Origin of the sequence: Bacillus sp. IT-79MI2 (assembly GCF_949768135.1) — a bacterium.
Taxonomy (GTDB): Bacteria; Bacillota; Bacilli; order Bacillales; family Bacillaceae_G; genus Bacillus_A; species Bacillus_A pseudomycoides.
In genome coordinates, this window is record NZ_CATKPV010000084.1 from 1 (window position 1) to 20164 (window position 20164).

The window sequence follows — 20164 nt, forward strand, 5'->3', positions numbered from 1 at the left end:
GTAAGGTCTCCTTTATTAAGTCAAAGCGGTTGATTTCATATTCTATATATAAATTGTGGTATAATTTACATATAGGGGGAAAGTAGATGACACAACATAAAGAAGAACAAATGAACCAAGCACTTGCATTGTTTTATTTTGCATATAAAACATTTACAGAAAAACCAGATGAAATTATAAAAGAGTATGGTATACAGCGAGTGCATCATCGAATCTTATTTTTTATTGCTCGTTTTCCAGGGCTTAGTATAAATGAATTGTTATCTCTGTTAGAAATAAGTAAACAAGCTCTTCACGGACCACTCCGTCAGCTTCTTGAAAAAGGGCTTATTGAAAGCAATGAAGCAGAACACGATCGTCGTGTGAAACAGCTTGTCCTAACAAAAGAAGGAGCAGAACTAGAGAGAAAGTTAAGCGATGTGCAAAGAAAACAAATGGGAAGTATTTTTTCAACATTTGGTGAAACATGTGAAGAAAACTGGCATCAAGTGATGACCGAACTAGCAAATAGCCGTTTAGGTTTTGATGCATGGTTATCTAAGCGTGAAGAACCAGTTGATTAAAATGAGTAAATAAATCATTCGTCTGTTTTTAGAGTTTGAAAAAGAACCGATTTTATCCATGTATTTTGGCAACTATGGATAAATCATAGAATAAATGGATAAAAAATTAACATTACCAGATACTTTATTACGTGTACGCATTGCAAAATTTAAATTTTCATTTCCGGAAGGGGATTATTATGATAAAACTTGTACTCATTCGTCACGGACAAAGTTTATGGAATCTTGAAAACAGATTTACAGGATGGACAGATGTAGACTTATCAAAAAATGGATTAAATGAAGCAAGAGAAGCAGGTGCAATTTTAAAAAACAATGGATATACGTTTGATTTTGCGTATACGTCTGTTTTAAAACGGGCAATTCGAACGTTGTGGATTATTCTACATGAAATGGATCTTGCATGGGTTCCTGTACATAAATCATGGAAGTTAAATGAAAGACATTATGGAGCATTGCAAGGATTAAATAAGGATGAGACAGCAAAGAAATATGGTGATGAGCAAGTTCATATATGGAGAAGAAGTACTGATGTAAGACCGCCAGCACTTACTGAAGATGATCCAAGATATAAGTTGTTGAAAAAAGGGGAGTTTCCACTTACTGAGTGCTTAGAGGATACGGAACAAAGAGTATTGGACTTTTGGCATAATGAAATTGCACCGATGTTACAATCTGGACAAAAGGTAATTATCTCATCGCATGGAAATACGATTCGCTCTCTTGTAAAATATTTAGATAATCTATCGGATGATGGTGTTGTATCATTAAATATTCCGACGAGTATACCACTCGTATATGAACTAGATGAAAATTTACGCCCAATTCGTCATTACTATTTAAGTATGGATGGTGAAGTTCCGGAAGGTGTGATTCCGAAACATATATCCTGATAAAAAATATTTGTGAAAATTTGAAATGTATGCTTGTCTACATATAAAATGTAGATTCATTATAAAAGATGTGGCTTCCTTCTCATGTATATGCAATGCAGCTAACTTTAGAAGGTTGTCCATGTCTTTTGTCATAATGAGAGAAAGTTGAGCATGTAATGATATCGTGAGAAGTTTTTGAATGGAGGGTGATGTGATTGACAGTCTCTAACATTCGAATTGGTTTGTTTTTTCTCGTACTAGTCTTTTTATTTCTTATTTTCTTTTACTGGAGAAATGAAGAATTGTACGAAGAGAAAAAGCAATTTATTCGAAAAACATGGTATGGTGTGTTTATTACATCAGTCACAATTTATTTCATGATGAAAGGTATTGATTTAACCCTCTGGAAAAATATTTTGATGTTCGTTGCAATGGTGGTATTTGTTGATATTGCATTTATTTTAACTCCAAACATTTCTGAAATATGGGGTGCAAAATTTAGTGATATCGGAAAGACCGTTCAATCTATTAAACGATCATTAATTGCTTCGAAAGCACGAGGTGAGATCTACACAACAATTATTCAAAATGTAAACCCAGCAGCATTTGGTACGATGGAGTGGCAAACTGAAACAGAATATGCACAAAGTTTAAATGTATTTCTTGATACGTATGCAGAAAAAAATGGGGCGAAGATTGTGGTATTTGTGACAGAAGATGAATTAAATACAAATTTCCGTGGCATCCGCTCTCAATTTAGTATTACAGTACCTTTAGAGTATATAGAGCAGTTAAATGAACAAAAGGCGGTGCAAGTTGAAAATGTCGGCATCATACCAGCGAAAATCGTAAAAGATGTTTGCATTGTTATTGATGGTCAAAAGAACAATCTTCAAGATCGTGACTTTGAAAATGTATATAATTTAACGATTCATCATAGTTATTTTAATAAGTAAGGACAGAATATCAATTCTGTCCTTTTCTCCTATACATAATTTAGAACAAATTCTGAGGAAATCGGACAAAAAATGAATAAAATTGGACAATCATCCCTACACTAGCAGGTAGAGGTGATTGTAGTGGAAAAAGAATATAGTAATGAATTTTTTAAAGAAGAGACTGAGGATACAACAGATTTTTCTTTAATAAAAGGAGATACAATGCAGCAAGTAGAAGAGTTAGAAGAAGAATTAAAAAGAAAAGGATAGAAGTGCAACCTGTCCATATTTCATATATAATAAAGATAGACAAAGATTGTATCTTTTTTACAAAAGGGGGAGGAGAAAATGCAAGAAATGAAACAACAAAAACTTGCTTTTTTTAAGAAAGAAAAAGAAGCATCAAATACAGATTTCTCTCTTGTAAAAGGTGCATTAACGGAAAATATTAATAGACTAGAAAAGCTTATGAATGGTGATGCATCAAAATATATGCAAGGGAAAAAATTGAAAGAAAATGCATAGAAGCATTTTCTTTTTTATTTCTTCTTCATTCCCACCCCAAACTCCTCAAAATTTAATTTCTCATAGAATGGGATATTTTCCTTTGTACAAAGTAATCGTAGGTGTAGGTTCTGTTTTTGACATTTCACTATTAATTTTTGAACGATTTCCTTTCCAATCCCTCGATTTTGAAATGATGGATGAACGACCAATCCACATAGATAAGCGTTAATTACCCCATCTGAAATGATACGCCCTGTTGCAATTAATTGACCGTTGTCATAAGCGCTTATAATAAAAGTACTTTGAGTGAGGGTATTATGCATTTGCTCTTTTAAAAGCTTTAAATAATCATTCCAACCGACGGAATCGTATAAATCGAAAATATGTTCAGGACAAGGAAGGTTTCTGTAAAATACATATGCATTCTCCTTAATTTTTTAAATGTAGTATAAAATCATACTAATATTCTGTGAAATGGATATGGGATAGTTTTTGATAAATAGAAGTGATAGATCTACATCTTTAATAAAAAGTAAAATGATGAAGCATGGTATAATGGTAAAGAAAAGAATAATTTGAAATTCAAAGATTTATCTAATCAGTTTTATTTAAGAGAGGAGCTTCAAAATGTATTCTAATTTAGAACAATTAACAAAGCACCCTGTATTTTATCATTTTGCAGAAATTTCAAAGATTCCAAGAGGATCTGGAAATGAAAAAGAAATTAGTGATTATTTAGTTGAATTTGCAAAAGATCGTAATTTAGATGTTGTACAAGATGAAGCATTAAATGTAGTCATTAAAAAGACAGCAACGGATGGTTATGAAAATGTTCCTGCAATTATTATTCAGGGCCATATGGACATGGTTTGCGAGAAGAACCAAGCAACCGTTCATGATTTTAAAAAGGATCCAATTCAATTACGAATCGTTGGGGACATGCTGTATGCAAATCAAACGACTTTAGGTGCTGATAATGGTATTGCGGTTGCATATGCATTAGCACTATTAGATTCAACTGATATTCCACATCCAGCTCTTGAGGTTGTGATTACAACAGAAGAAGAGACAACAATGGGTGGAGCCTTTGCGGTTGATGCGAAGCACTTTGATGGGAAAATATTTATTAATATCGACTCTGAAGAAGATCATAAATTACTAGTGAGCAGTGCAGGCGGAGCAAAGGCAGTTGAAACGATTCCTGTTGTTTGGGAAGAAGTACCTGCTGAACTAGAAGCATACCGTTTATATGTTGGAGGCTTAAAAGGTGGCCACTCTGGTATGGAGATTGATAAACAAAGAGGAAATGCCAATAAAGTTTTAGGACGCGTTCTCCATGATTTATCGAATGAAATTTCATTTAACATGAGTGGAATTCATGGTGGGTTAAAAACAAATGCAATTCCGCGTGAAAGCGTAGCAACAATTTTATTATCTGTAAACGACGTGCAAAAGGTAGAAGAGAAAGTAGCAGAATGGACACGTATTTTCCAAGACGAGCTACGTGCTGTAGATCCTGATGTACATGTTTCTCTTACAAAATTAGAAGAAAAAGTAGAAAAAGTATTTGCAACAGAAACACAGAAACAACTTATTTCTTCTTTATTCTTGATTCCAAACGGCATTCAAAGCATGAGCATGGATATTAAAGGCCTTGTAGAAAGCTCAACAAATTTAGGTGTTATTGAAACATTACATAATGAAATTAAATTGCGAAACGAAGTGAGAAGTTCTGTAAGTAGTTTAAAACAGCATATTACGAATGAAATTAAGCATATTGCAGAATTAGTTGGAGCACAATTTGAAAAGGAATCTGAGTATCCAGAATGGCCGTACAACCCGAATTCACCAATTCGTGATTTGTTTGAAAAAGTGCATAAAGAAAAATATAACAAAGATGCTGAAATCTTTGCAGTACACGCTGGTATCGAATGTAGTGTATTTGTTCAAAAAATGCCTGAATTGGATGCCATCTCATTCGGACCAGATATTTTCAATGTTCATACGCCAGATGAACATATTAGTATTTCATCAGTTATAAATAACTGGGGATACTTCATTGAAGTAATGAGAGAAACGAAATCACTAGCATAAATATAAATGAATTAAACTGCCTAATGTCCCCCTTAGGCAGTTTTTTACGGCATTGATATAGATAAAATAAAGAAATTATTATATAGATATAATGAAGTTGCTATCTGTAATGTTAGTTAAGGAGCAAGGAACACTGCAAAAAAAATATAATTTCACATACTGTATTAAAAGGGAAAATAAAACATTATAAAAATAAAATACTATCTATTTTGTAGAAATAGACTGTTTGATAAAATGTTAATGATATGATTAAAAAGAATTGCTAAAAATATATTTAATAGAATTTTTATAAGGGAGAAGATATGAAAAAAAGATATAAACGGTTATTTATTATAAGTGCAATAGCGATAGGAGTCAGTGCATTCTCATACTTACAAAATAATTTAATAAGTGTAAGTGAAATATCAATAACATCTAGTAAGATACCTTCTAATTTCAAGGGGTTTAAAATTGTACAGTTGTCGGATTTACATAGTAAAAAATTTGGAGAAAACCAAGAAGTTTTAATTGAAAAAGTGAAAAGCTTGAACCCTGATATTATCGCCATTACAGGAGATCTAATCGATAGTAAGAGGTATGATGCAGAGGCGAGTTTAAAGGTAGTGAAAGAGCTTGTAAAACACTATCCCGTTTATTTTGTTACAGGAAATCATGAATTATGGTCAGGGCGGTATGATAGTTTAGAAAAAGAGTTGAAAAGATATAATGTGACAGTTTTGAGAAATGAACATGAACGTATTCAAAAAGAGGGGCAGGAAATTTGCCTTCTCGGCATAGATGATCCGGCATTTACCGCGAAAAATAACGATGAAAATGAAGAGATGTCTACAGTGAAAAATGAAATCGTTAAAGCGAAAAATGCGGTAGATCAGGATGAATATAAAGTACTACTTTCACATAGACCTGAACTTTTACAAGTATACGCTGAGCAACAAATTGATTTAGTTTTAACAGGGCATGCCCATGGAGGACAAGTAAGACTGCCTTTTATTGGAGGCTTAGTTGCACCTAATCAAGGCATATTACCCAAATACACAGCAGGTTCATATAAGGAACAAGGTACTTCCATGATAGTAAGCAGAGGGTTAGGGAATAGCATCATTCCTCAAAGGATTTTTAATAGACCAGAAATTGTAGTCGTACAGCTGGATTAATTTGTACGACTTTTTTTATTAGCTTTGAGTGATGTTACGGTGGCTCATTCACTATAACTCTTTTAATAGAAAATAAGATAACAAATGTAAGCAACAGAAAGTATGTATGATGAAAGATTGGTGTTTTCTAAAAAGTACAAGTATCCATTACAATTTTGTTAAATTTGTACTACGCTACATAAACTAACAAATTTTGACGTTCTTTCTTTGTTATAGTGTAAATAATTAAAATAATCAGTTTTTGTTCAAATTAGAATGCTTATGGCTTGTGCATATAAAAAACTAATTATAAAGGAGTGTACACATGCATAAAGAATTTGAAATTGAGGAATATACTGCAATTGAAGAACAAATTCATTATTATAGTCAATGTTTATTGGTGAATCATCCTGAGCAAATTGTAAAGTATTTAGAAAAAAGGTTAGAAAAATATACAGAAACATTAAAATATGCACATTTGTATCCTGAAAAAGTTATTTTGCCTATCCAGCAGTTAGTAATTGAGTATTCTTTAGATCTTGCTAGAATTAGAAAGTATTTAAATTTAGAAACGTAGCCTATAAATAATGATTTAAAATGAAACAGAGTCGACAGTGAGAAATGAATTCTATTGTCGACTCTGTTTCATTTTTCTATAGACAATGTATTAGTTGTTAGAAAGATTGAAAAGATAATACTCATAAATATAATTTGACATATAATAATCTAAGAGTAAAATAAAAGTGAGTACTCACTCATTTCGAGAAGGAGGAGATCTTATTGCAACAACCTTCAGTCATTTTACAAGATGTATCAAAGTGTTTTGGAAAAAAAGAAGTACTGCACAATATTTCACTATCTGTAGCAGAGACAGAGATTTTTGGTTTAGTAGGTCCATCCGGGTCTGGTAAAACGACGCTTATTAAAATGGTTGCTGGCATTAGTGAATCAACAATAGGGGATGTAATAGCATTAGGGGTACAAATGCCTAACTTAAATGGCATGAAACAAATAGGGTATATGGCGCAAGCGGATGCGCTGTATGAAGAATTATCAGCTTATGAAAATGCAGACTTTATTGCAACAATGTATGGATTAAAAGGGAAGCGCAAGAAAGAGAGAATAGAAGAGGTATTTACATTGGTACAATTATCCCAACATGCAAAAAAGCAAGTGCAACATTTTTCAGGTGGAATGAAGAAACGGTTATCACTTGCTATAGCACTTCTACATGAGCCCAAGTTATTAATTTTAGATGAACCAACGGTTGGGATTGATCCAGTTTTACGTAAATCTATTTGGGAGAATTTTTATGAGCTCAAGAAACAAGGAACAACGATTATTGTGACAACACATATTATGGATGAAGCTGAATTTTGTGAACGTCTTGGATTAATTAGAGATGGTAAGTTAATTGCAACGGGAACACCAAAGGACTTAAAAGACCGAACTTCATCAGGACGGATTGAAGATGTGTTTTTATTGGAAGGGGTGGTTGAATCATGAGAATTGGTGGTGTAGTTATCCGTATTATTCGCCAGTTTTTTCGAGATAAACGATCATTGGCAATGATGTTTGGAGCTCCGATGTTACTCCTTTGGTTATTATCGTTAGTGTTTACTCAAAAGGACTATACTCCGCATATTGCATTAGTAGATGTTCCAGCATCTATAGTGGAATCAATGAAAAAGCAAGATGCTACCATCTATGAGTATAGTAAAGAAAACGCACAGTCTAAGTTAGAAAAGCAACAAATAGATGCCATTATAACTTTAGAACATGGAAAAGTGAATGTATTGCTGGAAGGTAGCGATTCTTCAAAAAATAGCGCCGTGCTGCGACTATTACAAAAGGGTACAGAAAAAAATGAAATGCCTGGTATGAAACCAAAAATTGATTTTTTACATGGTTCCGCAGACTTTACAATGTTTGATGGTCTTGGACCTGTATTAATTGGTTTCTTTACATTTTTCTTTGTCTTTATTTTATCCGGTGTATCTTTTGTGCGTGAGCGGTTAAGTGGAACGTTAGAAAGGCTTTTATCTACTCCAGTGCGAAGATGGGAAATTGTTGTCGGTTATATACTTGGATTTGGTATTTTTGCGTTTTTACAATCTGTTATCATTGTAAGTTTCTCTGTTTATGTTCTTGATTTATATGTAGCTGGATCTCCATGGCTTACACTACTGATTACATGTATGCTTTCATTAACAGCATTAACACTAGGAACTTTTTTATCGGCATATGCCAATAATGAATTTCAAATGATTCAGTTTATCCCACTGGTTATTGTACCGCAAATTTTCTTTTCAGGTTTGTTTCCAATGGAATCAATGAATAAGTGGCTGCAAATGCTAGGTAAGTTATTTCCGCTCACATATGGTGCTGATGCAATGAGACAAGTGATGATTCGTAATCAAGGATTTGCTGAAATTGCGGGAGATCTTGGTGTGTTACTTCTTTTTGCGTTATTATTTGCAGTAGGGAATGTATTTGCTTTGAAGAAACATCGCAAAATATAATGTTTATAAAAAAGGAGCTTTACGAATGAAGAAAGATTGGCTGGAAGAATTAATTGCTGCTACAGACACAGATAAACGTAATGAACGTCAAATGCGTATATTAGAAGCGGCGGTTGATATGTTTGGAGAAAAAGGATATGCATCAACTTCAACGAGTGAAATTGCAAAGCGTGCTGGTGTAGCGGAGGGAACAATCTTCCGCTACTATAAAACAAAAAAAGATTTACTATTAGCGGTTGTCATGCCAACATTAACAAAGTTTGCTGCTCCATTTTTCGTACAGGCTTTTGCAAAAGAAGTACTTGAAAATACGTACAAATCGTATGAAGAGTTTTTAAGAGTGGCGATTCGAAATCGATTTGAATTTGCTAAAAAACATTTTCCAATGCTAAAAATTTTAATGCAAGAAGTCCCGTTTCAACCAGAATTAAAAAATGAAATACAACAATTAGTGGAAAAAGAACTTTTTTCCCGCTTTAAAAAATTAATTGTACATTTTCAAGAACAAGGACAAATTATTGAAATGCCTACACCTTCAGTTATACGCCTTACTTTATCAGCTATAATGGGGTTAATTTTAACTCGATTTTTATTATTACCTGAAGAAAAATGGGATGATGAAGTGGAAATTGAAAATACGATTCAATTTATATTGTATGGATTAACACCACAAACGTTGCTATAACAACGTTTGTGGGTTTTTATTTTCGTATTTGCAAACATTTTGCAAACATTGACTATCCAAACAGACTTTCTTTTTTGAGATTTAATAAATGCACCGTTTACACCACTGCTACTTAATCCATAGTTTCCTAAAATCTACATAGCCGAACGATTCAAATTGAATATCTTTAATCATCGGATGAAATGTACGATTTTTAATAGGATGGTATAAAAATAGGAACAAATTCTCTTCTCGGATATAGCTCTCAGCTTTTTCTATCCAAAATTCTCTATCAGCGCTAGTCTTAGCATGCTTGATACTTTCAAAGTGAATATTTAAAATGGCTAGTTGTTCTAAAGAAAAAAAGCGATTAAATATAGATGCTTTATTTAAAAAGGTACCGATAAAAGATAAATGGTAATCGGTTGAAGCTGCTTCCCCCATGAATAATAAATCATCGTGCTTTACCAGCAGATGGTCATCTAATTACTCTTGAATCAGAAGTGCACCATGCAGAAGTTGCAAAAGTGAATATAGCGAGAGCTGAACTATCTAATATAGTAGAAGTAAGAATTGGATCTGCTCTTGAAACACTGCCGAAATTATATGATGAGGGAATTAATCCATTTGATTTAATTTTTATTGATGCAGACAAACAAAATAATTCGGAATATTTAAAGTGGGCCCTTAAATTGTCTCGGAAAGGTACTGTAATTATAGGGGATAATATAGTGCGAAAAGGAGAGATAGTCAATGCATCTAGTAAAGACGTCAATGTTCAGGGGGTTCGTCATTTCTTTGATATTCTTGCATCTGAGTCCAATTTATCCTCAACGGCAATACAAACTGTAGGAAGTAAGGGGTATGATGGATTTAGTATAAGTGTAGTACTGTAATTGTATCAAGTAGAAATATTTTATTTTAGAGGACTGTAGGAATGAATTGACAACGTCAGAAAATTTTGTAAGAAATGCAATCTTATTAAAAAAGGATACCAGTATTTCACAAAACGTGTTGGAGTTGTTACTAAATTCATACACAAATAAAATAATTTATAAGTGTATAGTTGAAGTACAGAAGTAGCCTTTACTAGAAATATGTATGTTAATCTAATTTTGCTGTAATAAATAATAAAAGCGTGACAGAGAAACGTCATGCTTTTTTAGTTGTTTCAATCTTTATGTTTAATAAGTATTAAATTATTTTAATTAATCTGGGATTAGTATAAGTTGCCCCATTAGTTTTTTAAAGCGCTGAGTGCCTAATAATTGGCAAGAAGAAGTTTACCGATAAGGTCTTGGCTGTCGGAGCTATGCTAGTGATCATCTTGGGGGTAAGCATGTTCAACCGCGGTCTGGGGCTTTCTGGAATCGCTTTATTTACGACGCCCAGCATGTGACGACTCATTTGGAACCGTTCGCATACGAGACCATTGTGCTCGAAGTGGGCACACGATGGTGTGGAACGTGCAGGCGACTCCCGAAGAGTTGAATGGCTGCAACAACCGTCTCTTTATAAATGAGTATGGGATTGAGAAGTCACTGGAAGTAGAAGAAAACCTCATCGTTTTCACATCAGAGAAACCGGGAACCTACATGTACAGCTGCTGGATGGGAATGATCCACGGTGTAATCATTGTGAAAGAAGCATTGGAGGAAGTAAAAGCTCCATAAAGAAAATCGGCTGTATCCAATGGGGATAGCTGGTTTTAAAAATATTTAGAAAATCCAGTTGACAGTCTATCTACTACGTGTTACGATACACCTGTAGTAAGTCGTACTGGATACTGACACCACTGAATAGTGAGGTTACAAAAATATTTTTAAGAAAAATAGTTGACACCTTCTACTCGGTGTTACAATATACATGTAATAAGCAATACTGAATAGCATGTTTTCCCAAAAGCTATTCAGTAAAAATTTCCCTTAGTACTCTGTTATACTGAATATAAGTCAGACAAAATAGAGGGGGTAGAGGAGGATCTGAACATGGAAAATTTAACTGAAATGCTGAAGGGTTCGCTGGAAGGCTGTGTGCTGGAAATCATCAGCCGCCATGAAACCTATGGCTACGAGATTACCCGCCGTCTGAACGAGCTTGGGTTTACTGAAGTCGTGGAAGGGACGGTCTATACCATCCTCGTGCGATTAGAAAAGAAAAAACTTGTGAATATAGAAAAGAAACCGTCAGATATGGGGCCGCCCCGCAAGTTTTACTCACTTAATGAGGCTGGCCGCCAGGAACTTGAATTGTTTTGGAAAAAATGGGATTTTGTATCATCAAAAATCAACGTCTTGAAGTCAATCTAGCTGCATAAGATATTCCGTCCGATATTTTTGGAGTGTCTTGTTCAGCTTTATAAAAAAGGAGGAAAAATAACATGATGGAAATGTTCAAAAAAATGATTGGTGATAAAAAAGAGTACAAAATGATGATGGCACGGGTTGGAGCCCTGCCAGAGGACTACCAGTTTGTATTTAAGAAAATTCAAAACTACATGTGGAATTTCTCAGCGGGCAACGGGATGGATATGCTGCACATTCAGTATGAATTAATCGAGTTGTTCGAAGCCGGTGCAGCGGAAGGTAGAAAAGTGCTGGAAATCACTGGGGACGACGTGGCGTCCTTTGCCGACGAACTAGTGGCAAACGCTAAAACCTATGTCGCTAAGTATCGTGAAGATTTGAATCAGAGTATCATGAAGCGATTGGGAAAAAAGTAAATTCAATAGATAATACCGACTGAATAGCTGGTTACAAATGTGAATTGCCACCTTCGCTATTCAGTTATATTTTCAACCTGGTACTAAGTTATACGGATTATCAGTCAGACTAAATAGAAGAGTATAGGCAATCTAGCTCCGCAAAGCGCTTTTTATAAGGAGGAAAAAAGTATGAGCAATGCAGTGATTTCTGTAAAAGAGTTAAAAAAATCCTTTAAAGACAAGGAAGTCTTAAAGGGGGTGGATTTTGAGGTGCGGCGTGGCGAAATTTTCGCACTGCTGGGCTCAAATGGAGCGGGCAAGACGACGACGGTCAACATCCTCTCGACGCTGATGAAGCTCGATGACGGCGAAGTAGGTATTTGCGGCTTTGACGTCCAGCGTCAACCGGATCATGTTCGCCAGAACATCAGCCTGACAGGGCAGTTCGCAGCTTTAGACGGCATGCTCACCGGGCGGGAAAACCTGATGATGATCGCCAAGTTGCGGGGAGTTTCCAATCCCGCTCAAGTCGCCGACAATCTGCTTGCAAGATTCAGCCTGACCGATGCGGCCAACCGCCGAGCAGACCAGTATTCAGGCGGGATGAAGCGCCGGCTTGACATCGCCATGAGCTTGATCGGGACGCCAGCAGTCATTTTTCTCGACGAACCGACGACAGGGCTTGATCCCGAAGCACGGATTGAAGTCTGGGATACCGTCAAGGAGCTTGCCAGCGGCGGCACGACCATCTTGCTGACGACCCAGTACCTGGAGGAAGCCGAACAACTGGCGGACCGTATCGCTATCCTGCATGGCGGAAAAATCATCACGACCGGTACCCTTACCGAACTCAAAGAGATGTTCCCGCCAGCGAAAGTGGAGTACATCGAGAAGCAGCCGACATTGGAGGGAATTTTCCTCGCGATCATCGGCAAAAGGGAGGAGATGTAAATGAAAAGCAAAACAGGGGTATTACTAGGGCGTTTAATGCGCAACATCATGCGCAGCCCGGATACGATTATCACGGTAGCGATTACGCCGATTATGATGCTGCTGCTGTTTGTCTACGTATTTGGCGGCGCCATAGAGACAGGCACGGACAACTACGTCAATTATTTATTGCCGGGAATCTTGCTGATGGCTATCGCATCCGGTGTCGCTTACACTTCACTGCGGCTGTTTACGGATGTAAAGAGTGGGCTAATGGCGCGTTTCATTACCATGCCCATCAAGCGCTCGTCGGTATTGTGGGCTCACGTGTTGACCTCGCTTGTTTCCAATGTGCTTACTATCGTGGTGGTTATTCTCGTTGCCCTCTTGATGGGCTTCCGTTCCAGCGCTGATATCCTCGATTGGCTCGCAGTAGCTGGGATACTCGGGCTGTTTACGCTAGCGCTGACATGGCTGGCGGTCATTCCCGGCTTGACAGCGAAGTCTATGGAAGGGGCGACAGCCTACTCGTACCCGCTGATTTTCCTGCCGTTTATCAGTTCGGCCTTTGTCCCCACTGAAACCATGCCTAAAATTGTCCGTGCGTTCGCTGAGAACCAGCCCGTGACTTCAATCGTGAATGCGATTCGTGCCCTCTTGTATGAAGGGTCTGTTGGCAACGGTATCTGGATCGCGCTTGCCTGGTGCGTCGGCATCATGATCATTGCTTACTTCTTCGCCAATAAAGCATTTAAACGCCAGTTAGGGTAAGTACACCATTATGGGATTAGCCATATCAATAGGTGGTAATGACGGATTGGACGGTAACAATAGCGTTTGTATAAATAATCACGAAATTGGAACTGAGATGTCAGATTGTTGGCAACATCATCTGGTTGCGTTGGATCCTGATTAGGTAAGATATAAATTCTAATCATGTAAAAGTATAGCTTGAGAATTATTGTGTACTTAAAGTAACGGGAGCGTTAGTTGAACAACAATAATATATTGTTGTTGTGGTAAATGAGGTCATATGTTGTACAAAAGGATAGATGTATACAGGTACTCTCTCCTGTTCATCTATCCTTTCCTTTTAACCCTATATAATGTGTGACATTATAATACATCGTTTAATTATAGTGTTTCATAATTATTTTCTTGACTTTTGATAAAATGAGAAAAGGAGTGTTTTTTTAAGGATAAACGGATTTTTATGTTAAAATTTTACTATCAATAATTTCTTGGGAGAGGTCTCTTAAAGTTGAATATATTAAGAAGAACGATATCTAGTAAGATGGGGATAATCATTTTAGTAGTAATAATATTGATTGCAGGATTTTCATATTGGACGAATAAAGACAGAATTTCTAATAACTTTGCTGAACAACTATTTAAATATCCCCTTCCTCCACAAACCAAAGTCATGGAAAAGGAACAAGTTAATGGAAAATCCCTTGTATGGGGAAATGGTGGATATTGGGGTGTTATTGCATCTGTTCGCCTATCTACTAAACTAAGTAAAGCAGAAATATTGTCGTATTATAAAAAAGCTGGTTTATTTAAATACCCTAAAAGTGATAAAAAAGGCGTTGAACCTGAAATCTACTTTCAAGATGACTTAAAAAAGGTGGAAAAACCAGAAGGATTTTATTACACGACAAACGATGGAGGAAATAACCCGTTACACAGTTATTTCAACAAAGATGGAAGTATGAAAATAGAACAAAGCACCAACGAACATACAGGACAAATGGAGTATGTGGTACAGATAACAAGTGACTTTGATTACTTTCTAAATATTAATTGACACTAACTTTATAAAAAGTTGCGATGTTTTGCTCCTTTGGATTTGTTTATCTAAATGGGCGTTTTTATAGTGAAAAGAAGATCTGAACTGAAAGGCGGATTAAGGAACTGTTGAGTAGCAATAAAGTATCCTTTTTTACAAATGCGTACGAAGCTCAAAGTGCAGGCTATCGACCATGCAAAAGATGCCGACCAGATCTAAATATAAAAATATATGACCCGTTCGAATGCGTTTTGGAAGATACTATGCGATTGATAAAAAATAATTATGTTTAAAACATGTCTTTAAATGAAATTGCATCAAGGGTAGGAGTTAGTCGTTTTCATTTAAATCGGATTTTCAAAGAAAGAACAGGGTATACTCCTCGAATATATTTAGAAAGGATCAGAGTTAAGAAAGCAAAGGAACTTCTCTTGACAACGGTCTTTAATAGTACGGAGATTGGTTATCAAACAGGCTATCAAAGTGTATCTAGCTTTTATAATGCATTTAAAAGAAATACAGGACTTTCACCGAGTCAATTCCGTGCTTGCAATAGTGGACATACCGTAAACCAAGAACTTGACTGAATTCACGCTCTTTAACAAAAGACAGAATGAATTAACAAGCGTGCTTTGTACTTCTCATATTTTTTGAAAATTGTGATACAAGGAAAGTATTCAAAATACAACAAAGGAGACTATTATATAATTTGTGTAGGACTATTCTAGAAACGGGCGCAATTCTGTAGCAAGAATTGTGCTCGATCTTTATGTATTGGGCCACTATGTTGAATAAGAGCTGAAAAGCTGAATTAGGTTCGCATTTATGGAATGGAAGTGTGAAAAGTTGTGAAAATAATACATTTTTTATTAAGGGTCATAGTACATAAAACTAATAGCTTCCGAACATAATAATAAAATGTTTTGGAGGTGAGTTTTATGGATAAAAAAGACTTTCAAAAAGTTTATAATGAATACTTACAACAAGGGAAAGACCAAGTTCAATTGGAAGTAGTTGAGGAAGTCGATTCAGGAGTAGAACAAATTGTTGCAGTTCGTAAAAATGATGAGGATGATATTATTGCTTTTAAAACAAGTAGTGGAAGAGAACTAGATTATATTACTGCTCTTGATGAAGCAAAATCAGGGAAGTTAGCTCATGTGGATGTATTTCATAAGTATGGCAGGGATATTATACGTAGTGAACCTGATGGTATAAAAGAAAATAACTTAGATAACTTACCTTCTTTTTAAAAGGGTAAACCTTAAGAAGAGAATGTTAATTTGGACATTCTCTTCTTTTCTTGTATATTAAGTCATTTGATAGAATATGGTACCATTAATACGATACATCAAATAATTATAATGTTTATTCGTGTGAGTGTAGTGTAAGGCTTAAAAAAGAACTGAAATACTTGTCACAATATTATTTTTCTAGGTTTCCCTTAAAAATGGACGGTTCATTTTTAAAGTGAAATCGCTCTTTTAAAAAGCTCCCTAAATTTCTCCCTATCTTCTGATGTGAATGGTTTTGGCCCTTTTGTACGCTTTCCGCTTTTTCGAGCCATTGCACTCAAATAACGTGTTTGCAACAATTGGTCAATGTTTTCATTTGTATAGCTATACCCATTATGGTGAAGAACCGTACATCCTTTTGCTAAACCTAGCGAAGCAAGACCATAATCTTGCGTAACGATTATATCTCCTTTTGCTGCTAACTTCATAATCCGATAATCTGCAGCATCTGCTCCAGAATCAACATAAATCTTTTCCACCCCTGATGGTTGTTCCGCATTAGAAAAATGAGAAAAGCTAGTAACAAGGAGAACAGGAATTTCAGCATTCGTACCTTCAGAGATAATAATATCTTTTACCGGACAAGCATCTGCATCAACATAAATTTTCATCTTTATCACTCCCATAAATAAGTTCGAGTTGATGATAATGGCAGATTTAGCTTTTGTCAAACGAAGATGCTTTACTTAAAATCATTAAAAAAAGTTATTCTATTAAAGGGCGCTATTCTTTTATAGAGAAAGCGTCTTTTTCTTGTATTTCAAGTGTTCTCATGGTTAAGTAATTTTAGATTGGTTTGTTTCACTAAAGCTCCCCTTTAGTAAAATGAGTTCAGCCTGATATTTCTAGTTGAACCCATTAATTCATCGTATTTAATGCAGTAGCTGTTACTAATAACCCCTGTAAAACTAAACCCACATTTATTATAGCTATCCTCTTTAAAATTATTTCCTCACAATACTAAAAGAATGATATTTTTATTATTAAAGAAAATCCCACTTGTTTCTTTGTTAAATAAATATTAAAATGATTAAAAACTTATAAAGAAAGGTTGATTAACTTGGATTCTTATGATTATAAGATTATACAATCAATAATGAATAATGGTAGAGTCACTTGGGCTGAATTGGCATCTCACATTGGATTATCTTCACCAGCAGTGGCTGACCGTGTCAATCGTTTGATTAGTAATGGAGTAATTAAAGAGATTGGAGCTAAGATAGATGGAGAAAATGTAGGAACAGAATGTACAGCTTTTGTAACAGTCTCATTAGAAAAACCAAAATATAGAGAAGAATTCTTACATCTTATTACTAATTTAGAGGAGGTACAAGAATGCCATCACATTGCGGGGGATGATGATTATTTATTGAAAATTCGTTGTCGTAATACCAAGGATTTAGACAGAGTGATTAGCTATGAGATTAAAAGTCTGCAGGGGGTACTTCGAACAAAAACAACAATAGTGATGGATACAATGAAAGAAACGTTTAAAATTCCTTTGCAAAAAGATAGGTTTTTTATTGATGAGGTGGGGGGAAATGGCAAGTGAATTCTTACTCAAAGGTCTTATCATTGGTTTTAGTATTGCGGCCCCTGTAGGACCTATTGGAATTTTATGTATTCGTAGAACGCTTGAGAATGGGAAAGTAGTTGGATTTATGTCAGGCTTAGGTGCTGCAACAGCAGATGGTTTATATAGTTTAATTGCGGGTCTAAGCTTAACAGTGATAACTAATTATTTGATTAATCAACAATTGTGGTTTCAACTAATTGGCGGAATTTTTTTAGGTTATTTCGGTGTTAAAACTTATAAATCAAAACCTTCAAATACACTTACTAAAAGTAAAAATGAACAAAATATTAAGGCATATGCATCTACTTTCTTTTTAACACTAACTAACCCTGTAACAATTTTGTCTTTTATTGCTCTCTTTTCAGGACTTGGAATAGCTAATTCAGATATTGACTTAATGGAGAAATTGATATTAGTATTAGGAGTTTTTTAGGTTTAATACTATGGTGGTTATTTCTTAGTATTGTTGTTAGCTTATTAAAGAATCGAATAAATGCATATTCTTTAATAATTATAAACAAAACATCTGGATTAATTTTACTATTATTTAGCCTACGGTCTTTTTATGATGTACTAATTACTACTTATTAATGAGAAATAAAATCAACCATATTATAATGGAGGTTTATAGAATTGACATTAAAAAAAGAGAGTAATTTTTACTCAATGATAAAAATAAAGAAAACAAGTGGCCACCTTATGTCAACGATTACACAATTGCCAAGTACTTACATAATTTTTGTATTTGGTTTACTTATTTCAAGAATTGGTGATTCCCTATATACCTTTTCTCTTCCTTTGATTGCATATGAATTAACTGGTTCAGCAGTAATTATGAGCTCACTTTTTGCCATAAGTGTGTTACCTATTGTTTTATTTGGTCCGATAGTAGGGGTAATAGTAGATCGTTGGGATAGACGAAAATTAATGTGGATTGCGGACCTATTATGTGTTTTCTTTGTAACAGTAATTCCTGTTCTCCATATCTTAGGATTACTCCAACTCTGGCATTTATACGTTGTTTCTTTTATTTTAGCAGTACTATCTATGTTATTTGATGTAGCGACAGTTACAGTAATTCCACATATTGCAGGTCAATCGTTAACCAGGGCCAATTCCGCTTATCAGATGGTTCTTCAAATTGCTAGCTTAGTAGGTCCTGCCTTAGCAGGTATTATCATTGCTATTATAGGAGGTTTTAATGCACTCTGGATAAATGTTCTCTCTTATATAGCTACTTTAATTGCTGTATTAATGTTACCAAAATTCAAAAAAACTAAATCTGTAGATGGATCGGGAAATCTATTTCAGAAAATAGGAAGAGAAATGAAGGAAGGTTTTAAATGGTTAATGAATGACCGTCTTAATCTCGCTTTATCTCTTCAAGCAATGGTAGGCAACTTTGGTGCTAGTGCTATACTAGGAGCATTAATGTATTATTTGCTTTCAACATTACATTTAACTTCTGAACAAAGTGGATTTAACTATACCTTAATTGGAGTAGGCGGTCTTGTAGGAAGTATTATTGTTGTTCCACTTGAAAAGCGATTTCGACGTGGGATTCTAATTCCTGCTTTGCTAGGTATAGGTGCAATTGGATTAACCTACGCAATATGGAGCAAATTTTGGCTAGCGCCAGGCATTGCATTTGGAATTGCTATGGTATGTAATATTGCTTGGAATATTATTGTAGCATCTGTACGGCAGGAAACTGTACCCATTGATATGCAAGGAAGAGTTTTAGGATTTTCACGCGTGCTTACACGACTGGCAATGCCTCTAGGTGCATTAGTAGGGGGCGTGATTTCTGAGTATAATCCGGTTGCAATTTTTATTTTGGCATCAGCTACAAAATTTATTGAAGTAATTATTGCACTTGCCAGTCCTATACGTAAACTATAAGCAAACGTACCTATCTGGATTTCATAATTTTCAGAAGTATTTTTAAGGGAATTTCGGTTCTGTTGCAAAGTTTTTTAAACTAAGCTATATTCTAGAAAAATGAGACGAGGAGAATGACGTTACCTATATCGTGCAATTGATAAAGAGGGTTACACATTAGGTATTCAACTGCGTAAAAAGCGAGATCATCAGGCCGCATATGGCTTTATGAAAAGATTAGTGAAAAAGTTTGGAGAACCAACGGTTCTAACAACAGACAAAGCTCCAGCATTACTTTGTACGTTTAACAAATTAAGGGAACAAGGCTTTTATAAACAACTCATTGCACAATCAAGCATTTGAATAATCTCATAGAACAAGACCATAGACACGTGAAACGTTGTTTTGCTAGATCCTCAGGATTTCAAAACCTCCGTCATGCCTCACGTACCATAAAAGGAATCGAAACCATTCATGCTATACATAAACGAAAACGCAGTTTGCAACCAAACTGCGTTTTTTCAACATACAATGAATTACAGCAATTACTTAGAATTGTATAAAATCCATCTGTAATCAGCCCAATTTTTTATCTGTTTAAGAAACTTTGCAACAGATAAAAAATTTCACTATTCATATTATTCAGAGGTAAAAACCTATAATATAGTAATTAGTAATCTTTTATGAAAGGGT

At 35.1% G+C, this 20164-nt stretch carries 24 protein-coding genes and 3 pseudogenes; 24 read left to right on the top strand and 3 right to left on the bottom strand.

The window, feature by feature from the left end; all coding sequences use genetic code 11:
• Positions 1-86: 86 nt before the first annotated feature.
• The 5 genes from ACM6HU_RS21005 to spoIISB all read left to right on the top strand — a co-directional run bounded on the left by ACM6HU_RS21005 (position 87) and on the right by spoIISB (position 2901).
• Positions 87-563 (top strand): MarR family winged helix-turn-helix transcriptional regulator, encoded by a 477-nt coding sequence (locus tag ACM6HU_RS21005; protein WP_016114878.1) that lies wholly within the window; start codon positions 87-89, stop codon positions 561-563.
• Positions 564-742: 179 nt separating this feature from the next.
• Positions 743-1456 carry a 2,3-diphosphoglycerate-dependent phosphoglycerate mutase gene (gene gpmA / locus ACM6HU_RS21010; RefSeq protein ID WP_414848423.1) on the top strand — a complete coding sequence of 238 codons (714 nt, stop codon included), beginning with the start codon at positions 743-745 and terminating at the stop codon, positions 1454-1456.
• 197 nt (positions 1457-1653) lie between these two features.
• Positions 1654-2394, top strand: a complete 741-nt coding sequence (locus ACM6HU_RS21015) for a type II toxin-antitoxin system SpoIISA family toxin (protein WP_077294858.1) — start codon at positions 1654-1656, stop codon at positions 2392-2394.
• A gap of 123 nt (positions 2395-2517) precedes the next feature.
• Positions 2518-2646, top strand: coding sequence for a hypothetical protein (locus ACM6HU_RS21020; protein WP_033671175.1), 129 nt, complete (start codon positions 2518-2520; stop codon positions 2644-2646).
• A 78-nt stretch (positions 2647-2724) separates the two neighbouring features.
• On the top strand, positions 2725-2901 hold the full coding sequence (spoIISB, locus tag ACM6HU_RS21025) for a stage II sporulation protein SB (RefSeq protein ID WP_016114882.1): 177 nt from the start codon (positions 2725-2727) through the stop codon (positions 2899-2901).
• A gap of 14 nt (positions 2902-2915) precedes the next feature.
• Here spoIISB and ACM6HU_RS21030 read toward each other — a convergent pair whose 3' ends face one another.
• On the bottom strand, positions 2916-3206 hold the full coding sequence (locus ACM6HU_RS21030; protein WP_016114883.1) for a GNAT family N-acetyltransferase: 291 nt from the start codon (positions 3204-3206) through the stop codon (positions 2916-2918).
• A 304-nt stretch (positions 3207-3510) separates the two neighbouring features.
• On the opposite strand from ACM6HU_RS21030, the gene ACM6HU_RS21035 reads away from it, so the two are divergent.
• From ACM6HU_RS21035 to ACM6HU_RS21060, 6 genes are all read left to right on the top strand, one after another.
• The gene (locus ACM6HU_RS21035) at positions 3511-4977 is read left to right on the top strand and encodes an aminoacyl-histidine dipeptidase (RefSeq protein ID WP_016114884.1); all 1467 of its coding nucleotides are present in this window, start codon (positions 3511-3513) and stop codon (positions 4975-4977) included.
• 302 nt (positions 4978-5279) lie between these two features.
• Positions 5280-6131 (top strand): metallophosphoesterase, encoded by an 852-nt coding sequence (locus ACM6HU_RS21040; RefSeq protein ID WP_016114885.1) that lies wholly within the window; start codon positions 5280-5282, stop codon positions 6129-6131.
• Positions 6132-6435: 304 nt separating this feature from the next.
• A complete protein-coding gene (locus ACM6HU_RS21045; protein WP_003197750.1) occupies positions 6436-6687 on the top strand; it encodes a hypothetical protein in 252 nt (83 codons plus the stop codon).
• 203 nt (positions 6688-6890) lie between these two features.
• Entirely contained in the window at positions 6891-7616 is a 726-nt protein-coding gene (locus tag ACM6HU_RS21050) for an ABC transporter ATP-binding protein (protein ID WP_016114886.1), read from the top strand.
• Positions 7613-8632 carry an ABC transporter permease gene (locus ACM6HU_RS21055; protein WP_016114887.1) on the top strand — a complete coding sequence of 340 codons (1020 nt, stop codon included), beginning with the start codon at positions 7613-7615 and terminating at the stop codon, positions 8630-8632. Before ACM6HU_RS21050 ends, ACM6HU_RS21055 begins: the two co-directional genes overlap by 4 nt.
• A 25-nt stretch (positions 8633-8657) precedes the next feature.
• Complete coding sequence (locus ACM6HU_RS21060; RefSeq protein ID WP_016114888.1) at positions 8658-9317, top strand: TetR/AcrR family transcriptional regulator; 660 nt, start codon at positions 8658-8660, stop codon at positions 9315-9317.
• A gap of 108 nt (positions 9318-9425) precedes the next feature.
• Here ACM6HU_RS21060 and ACM6HU_RS21065 read toward each other — a convergent pair whose 3' ends face one another.
• Positions 9426-9740: a hypothetical protein gene (locus ACM6HU_RS21065; protein ID WP_016114889.1), complete on the bottom strand. Its 315-nt coding sequence runs from the start codon at positions 9738-9740 to the stop codon at positions 9426-9428.
• Positions 9741-9754: 14 nt separating this feature from the next.
• On the opposite strand from ACM6HU_RS21065, the pseudogene ACM6HU_RS21070 reads away from it, so the two are divergent.
• The 9 genes and pseudogenes from ACM6HU_RS21070 to ACM6HU_RS21110 all read left to right on the top strand — a co-directional run.
• Positions 9755-10192 (top strand): annotated as a pseudogene (locus ACM6HU_RS21070) (O-methyltransferase); the annotation flags it as partial.
• 558 nt (positions 10193-10750) lie between these two features.
• Entirely contained in the window at positions 10751-10969 is a 219-nt protein-coding gene (locus ACM6HU_RS21075) for a hypothetical protein (RefSeq protein WP_033671178.1), read from the top strand.
• A 315-nt stretch (positions 10970-11284) separates the two neighbouring features.
• Positions 11285-11605, top strand: coding sequence for a PadR family transcriptional regulator (locus ACM6HU_RS21080; RefSeq protein ID WP_016131412.1), 321 nt, complete (start codon positions 11285-11287; stop codon positions 11603-11605).
• Positions 11606-11676: 71 nt separating this feature from the next.
• Entirely contained in the window at positions 11677-12018 is a 342-nt protein-coding gene (locus tag ACM6HU_RS21085; RefSeq protein WP_016114892.1) for a DUF1048 domain-containing protein, read from the top strand.
• Between the two features lie 171 nt (positions 12019-12189).
• Positions 12190-12951 (top strand): ABC transporter ATP-binding protein, encoded by a 762-nt coding sequence (locus tag ACM6HU_RS21090; protein WP_016114893.1) that lies wholly within the window; start codon positions 12190-12192, stop codon positions 12949-12951.
• Positions 12952-13701 (top strand): ABC transporter permease, encoded by a 750-nt coding sequence (locus ACM6HU_RS21095; protein WP_016114894.1) that lies wholly within the window; start codon positions 12952-12954, stop codon positions 13699-13701.
• A 490-nt stretch (positions 13702-14191) separates the two neighbouring features.
• Complete coding sequence (locus ACM6HU_RS21100) at positions 14192-14737, top strand: hypothetical protein (protein WP_016114895.1); 546 nt, start codon at positions 14192-14194, stop codon at positions 14735-14737.
• Positions 14738-14862: 125 nt separating this feature from the next.
• Positions 14863-15306 (top strand): annotated as a pseudogene (locus ACM6HU_RS21105) (helix-turn-helix domain-containing protein); the annotation flags it as partial.
• A 351-nt stretch (positions 15307-15657) separates the two neighbouring features.
• Positions 15658-15972: a DUF3892 domain-containing protein gene (locus ACM6HU_RS21110; protein WP_016114897.1), complete on the top strand. Its 315-nt coding sequence runs from the start codon at positions 15658-15660 to the stop codon at positions 15970-15972.
• Between the two features lie 212 nt (positions 15973-16184).
• Here ACM6HU_RS21110 and ACM6HU_RS21115 read toward each other — a convergent pair whose 3' ends face one another.
• Positions 16185-16625 (bottom strand): YaiI/YqxD family protein, encoded by a 441-nt coding sequence (locus ACM6HU_RS21115; RefSeq protein WP_016114898.1) that lies wholly within the window; start codon positions 16623-16625, stop codon positions 16185-16187.
• 449 nt (positions 16626-17074) lie between these two features.
• Between ACM6HU_RS21115 and ACM6HU_RS21120 the strand changes: the two genes are divergently transcribed.
• From ACM6HU_RS21120 to ACM6HU_RS21135, 4 genes and pseudogenes are all read left to right on the top strand, one after another.
• Entirely contained in the window at positions 17075-17566 is a 492-nt protein-coding gene (locus ACM6HU_RS21120) for an Lrp/AsnC family transcriptional regulator (protein WP_016131413.1), read from the top strand.
• Positions 17556-18023: a LysE family translocator gene (locus ACM6HU_RS21125; protein WP_414848424.1), complete on the top strand. Its 468-nt coding sequence runs from the start codon at positions 17556-17558 to the stop codon at positions 18021-18023. Before ACM6HU_RS21120 ends, ACM6HU_RS21125 begins: the two co-directional genes overlap by 11 nt.
• A gap of 266 nt (positions 18024-18289) precedes the next feature.
• Positions 18290-19492 carry an MFS transporter gene (locus tag ACM6HU_RS21130; protein ID WP_212667639.1) on the top strand — a complete coding sequence of 401 codons (1203 nt, stop codon included), beginning with the start codon at positions 18290-18292 and terminating at the stop codon, positions 19490-19492.
• Between the two features lie 117 nt (positions 19493-19609).
• Positions 19610-20034: pseudogene (locus tag ACM6HU_RS21135) on the top strand (DDE-type integrase/transposase/recombinase); the annotation flags it as partial.
• Between the last annotated feature and the right edge of the window lie 130 nt (positions 20035-20164).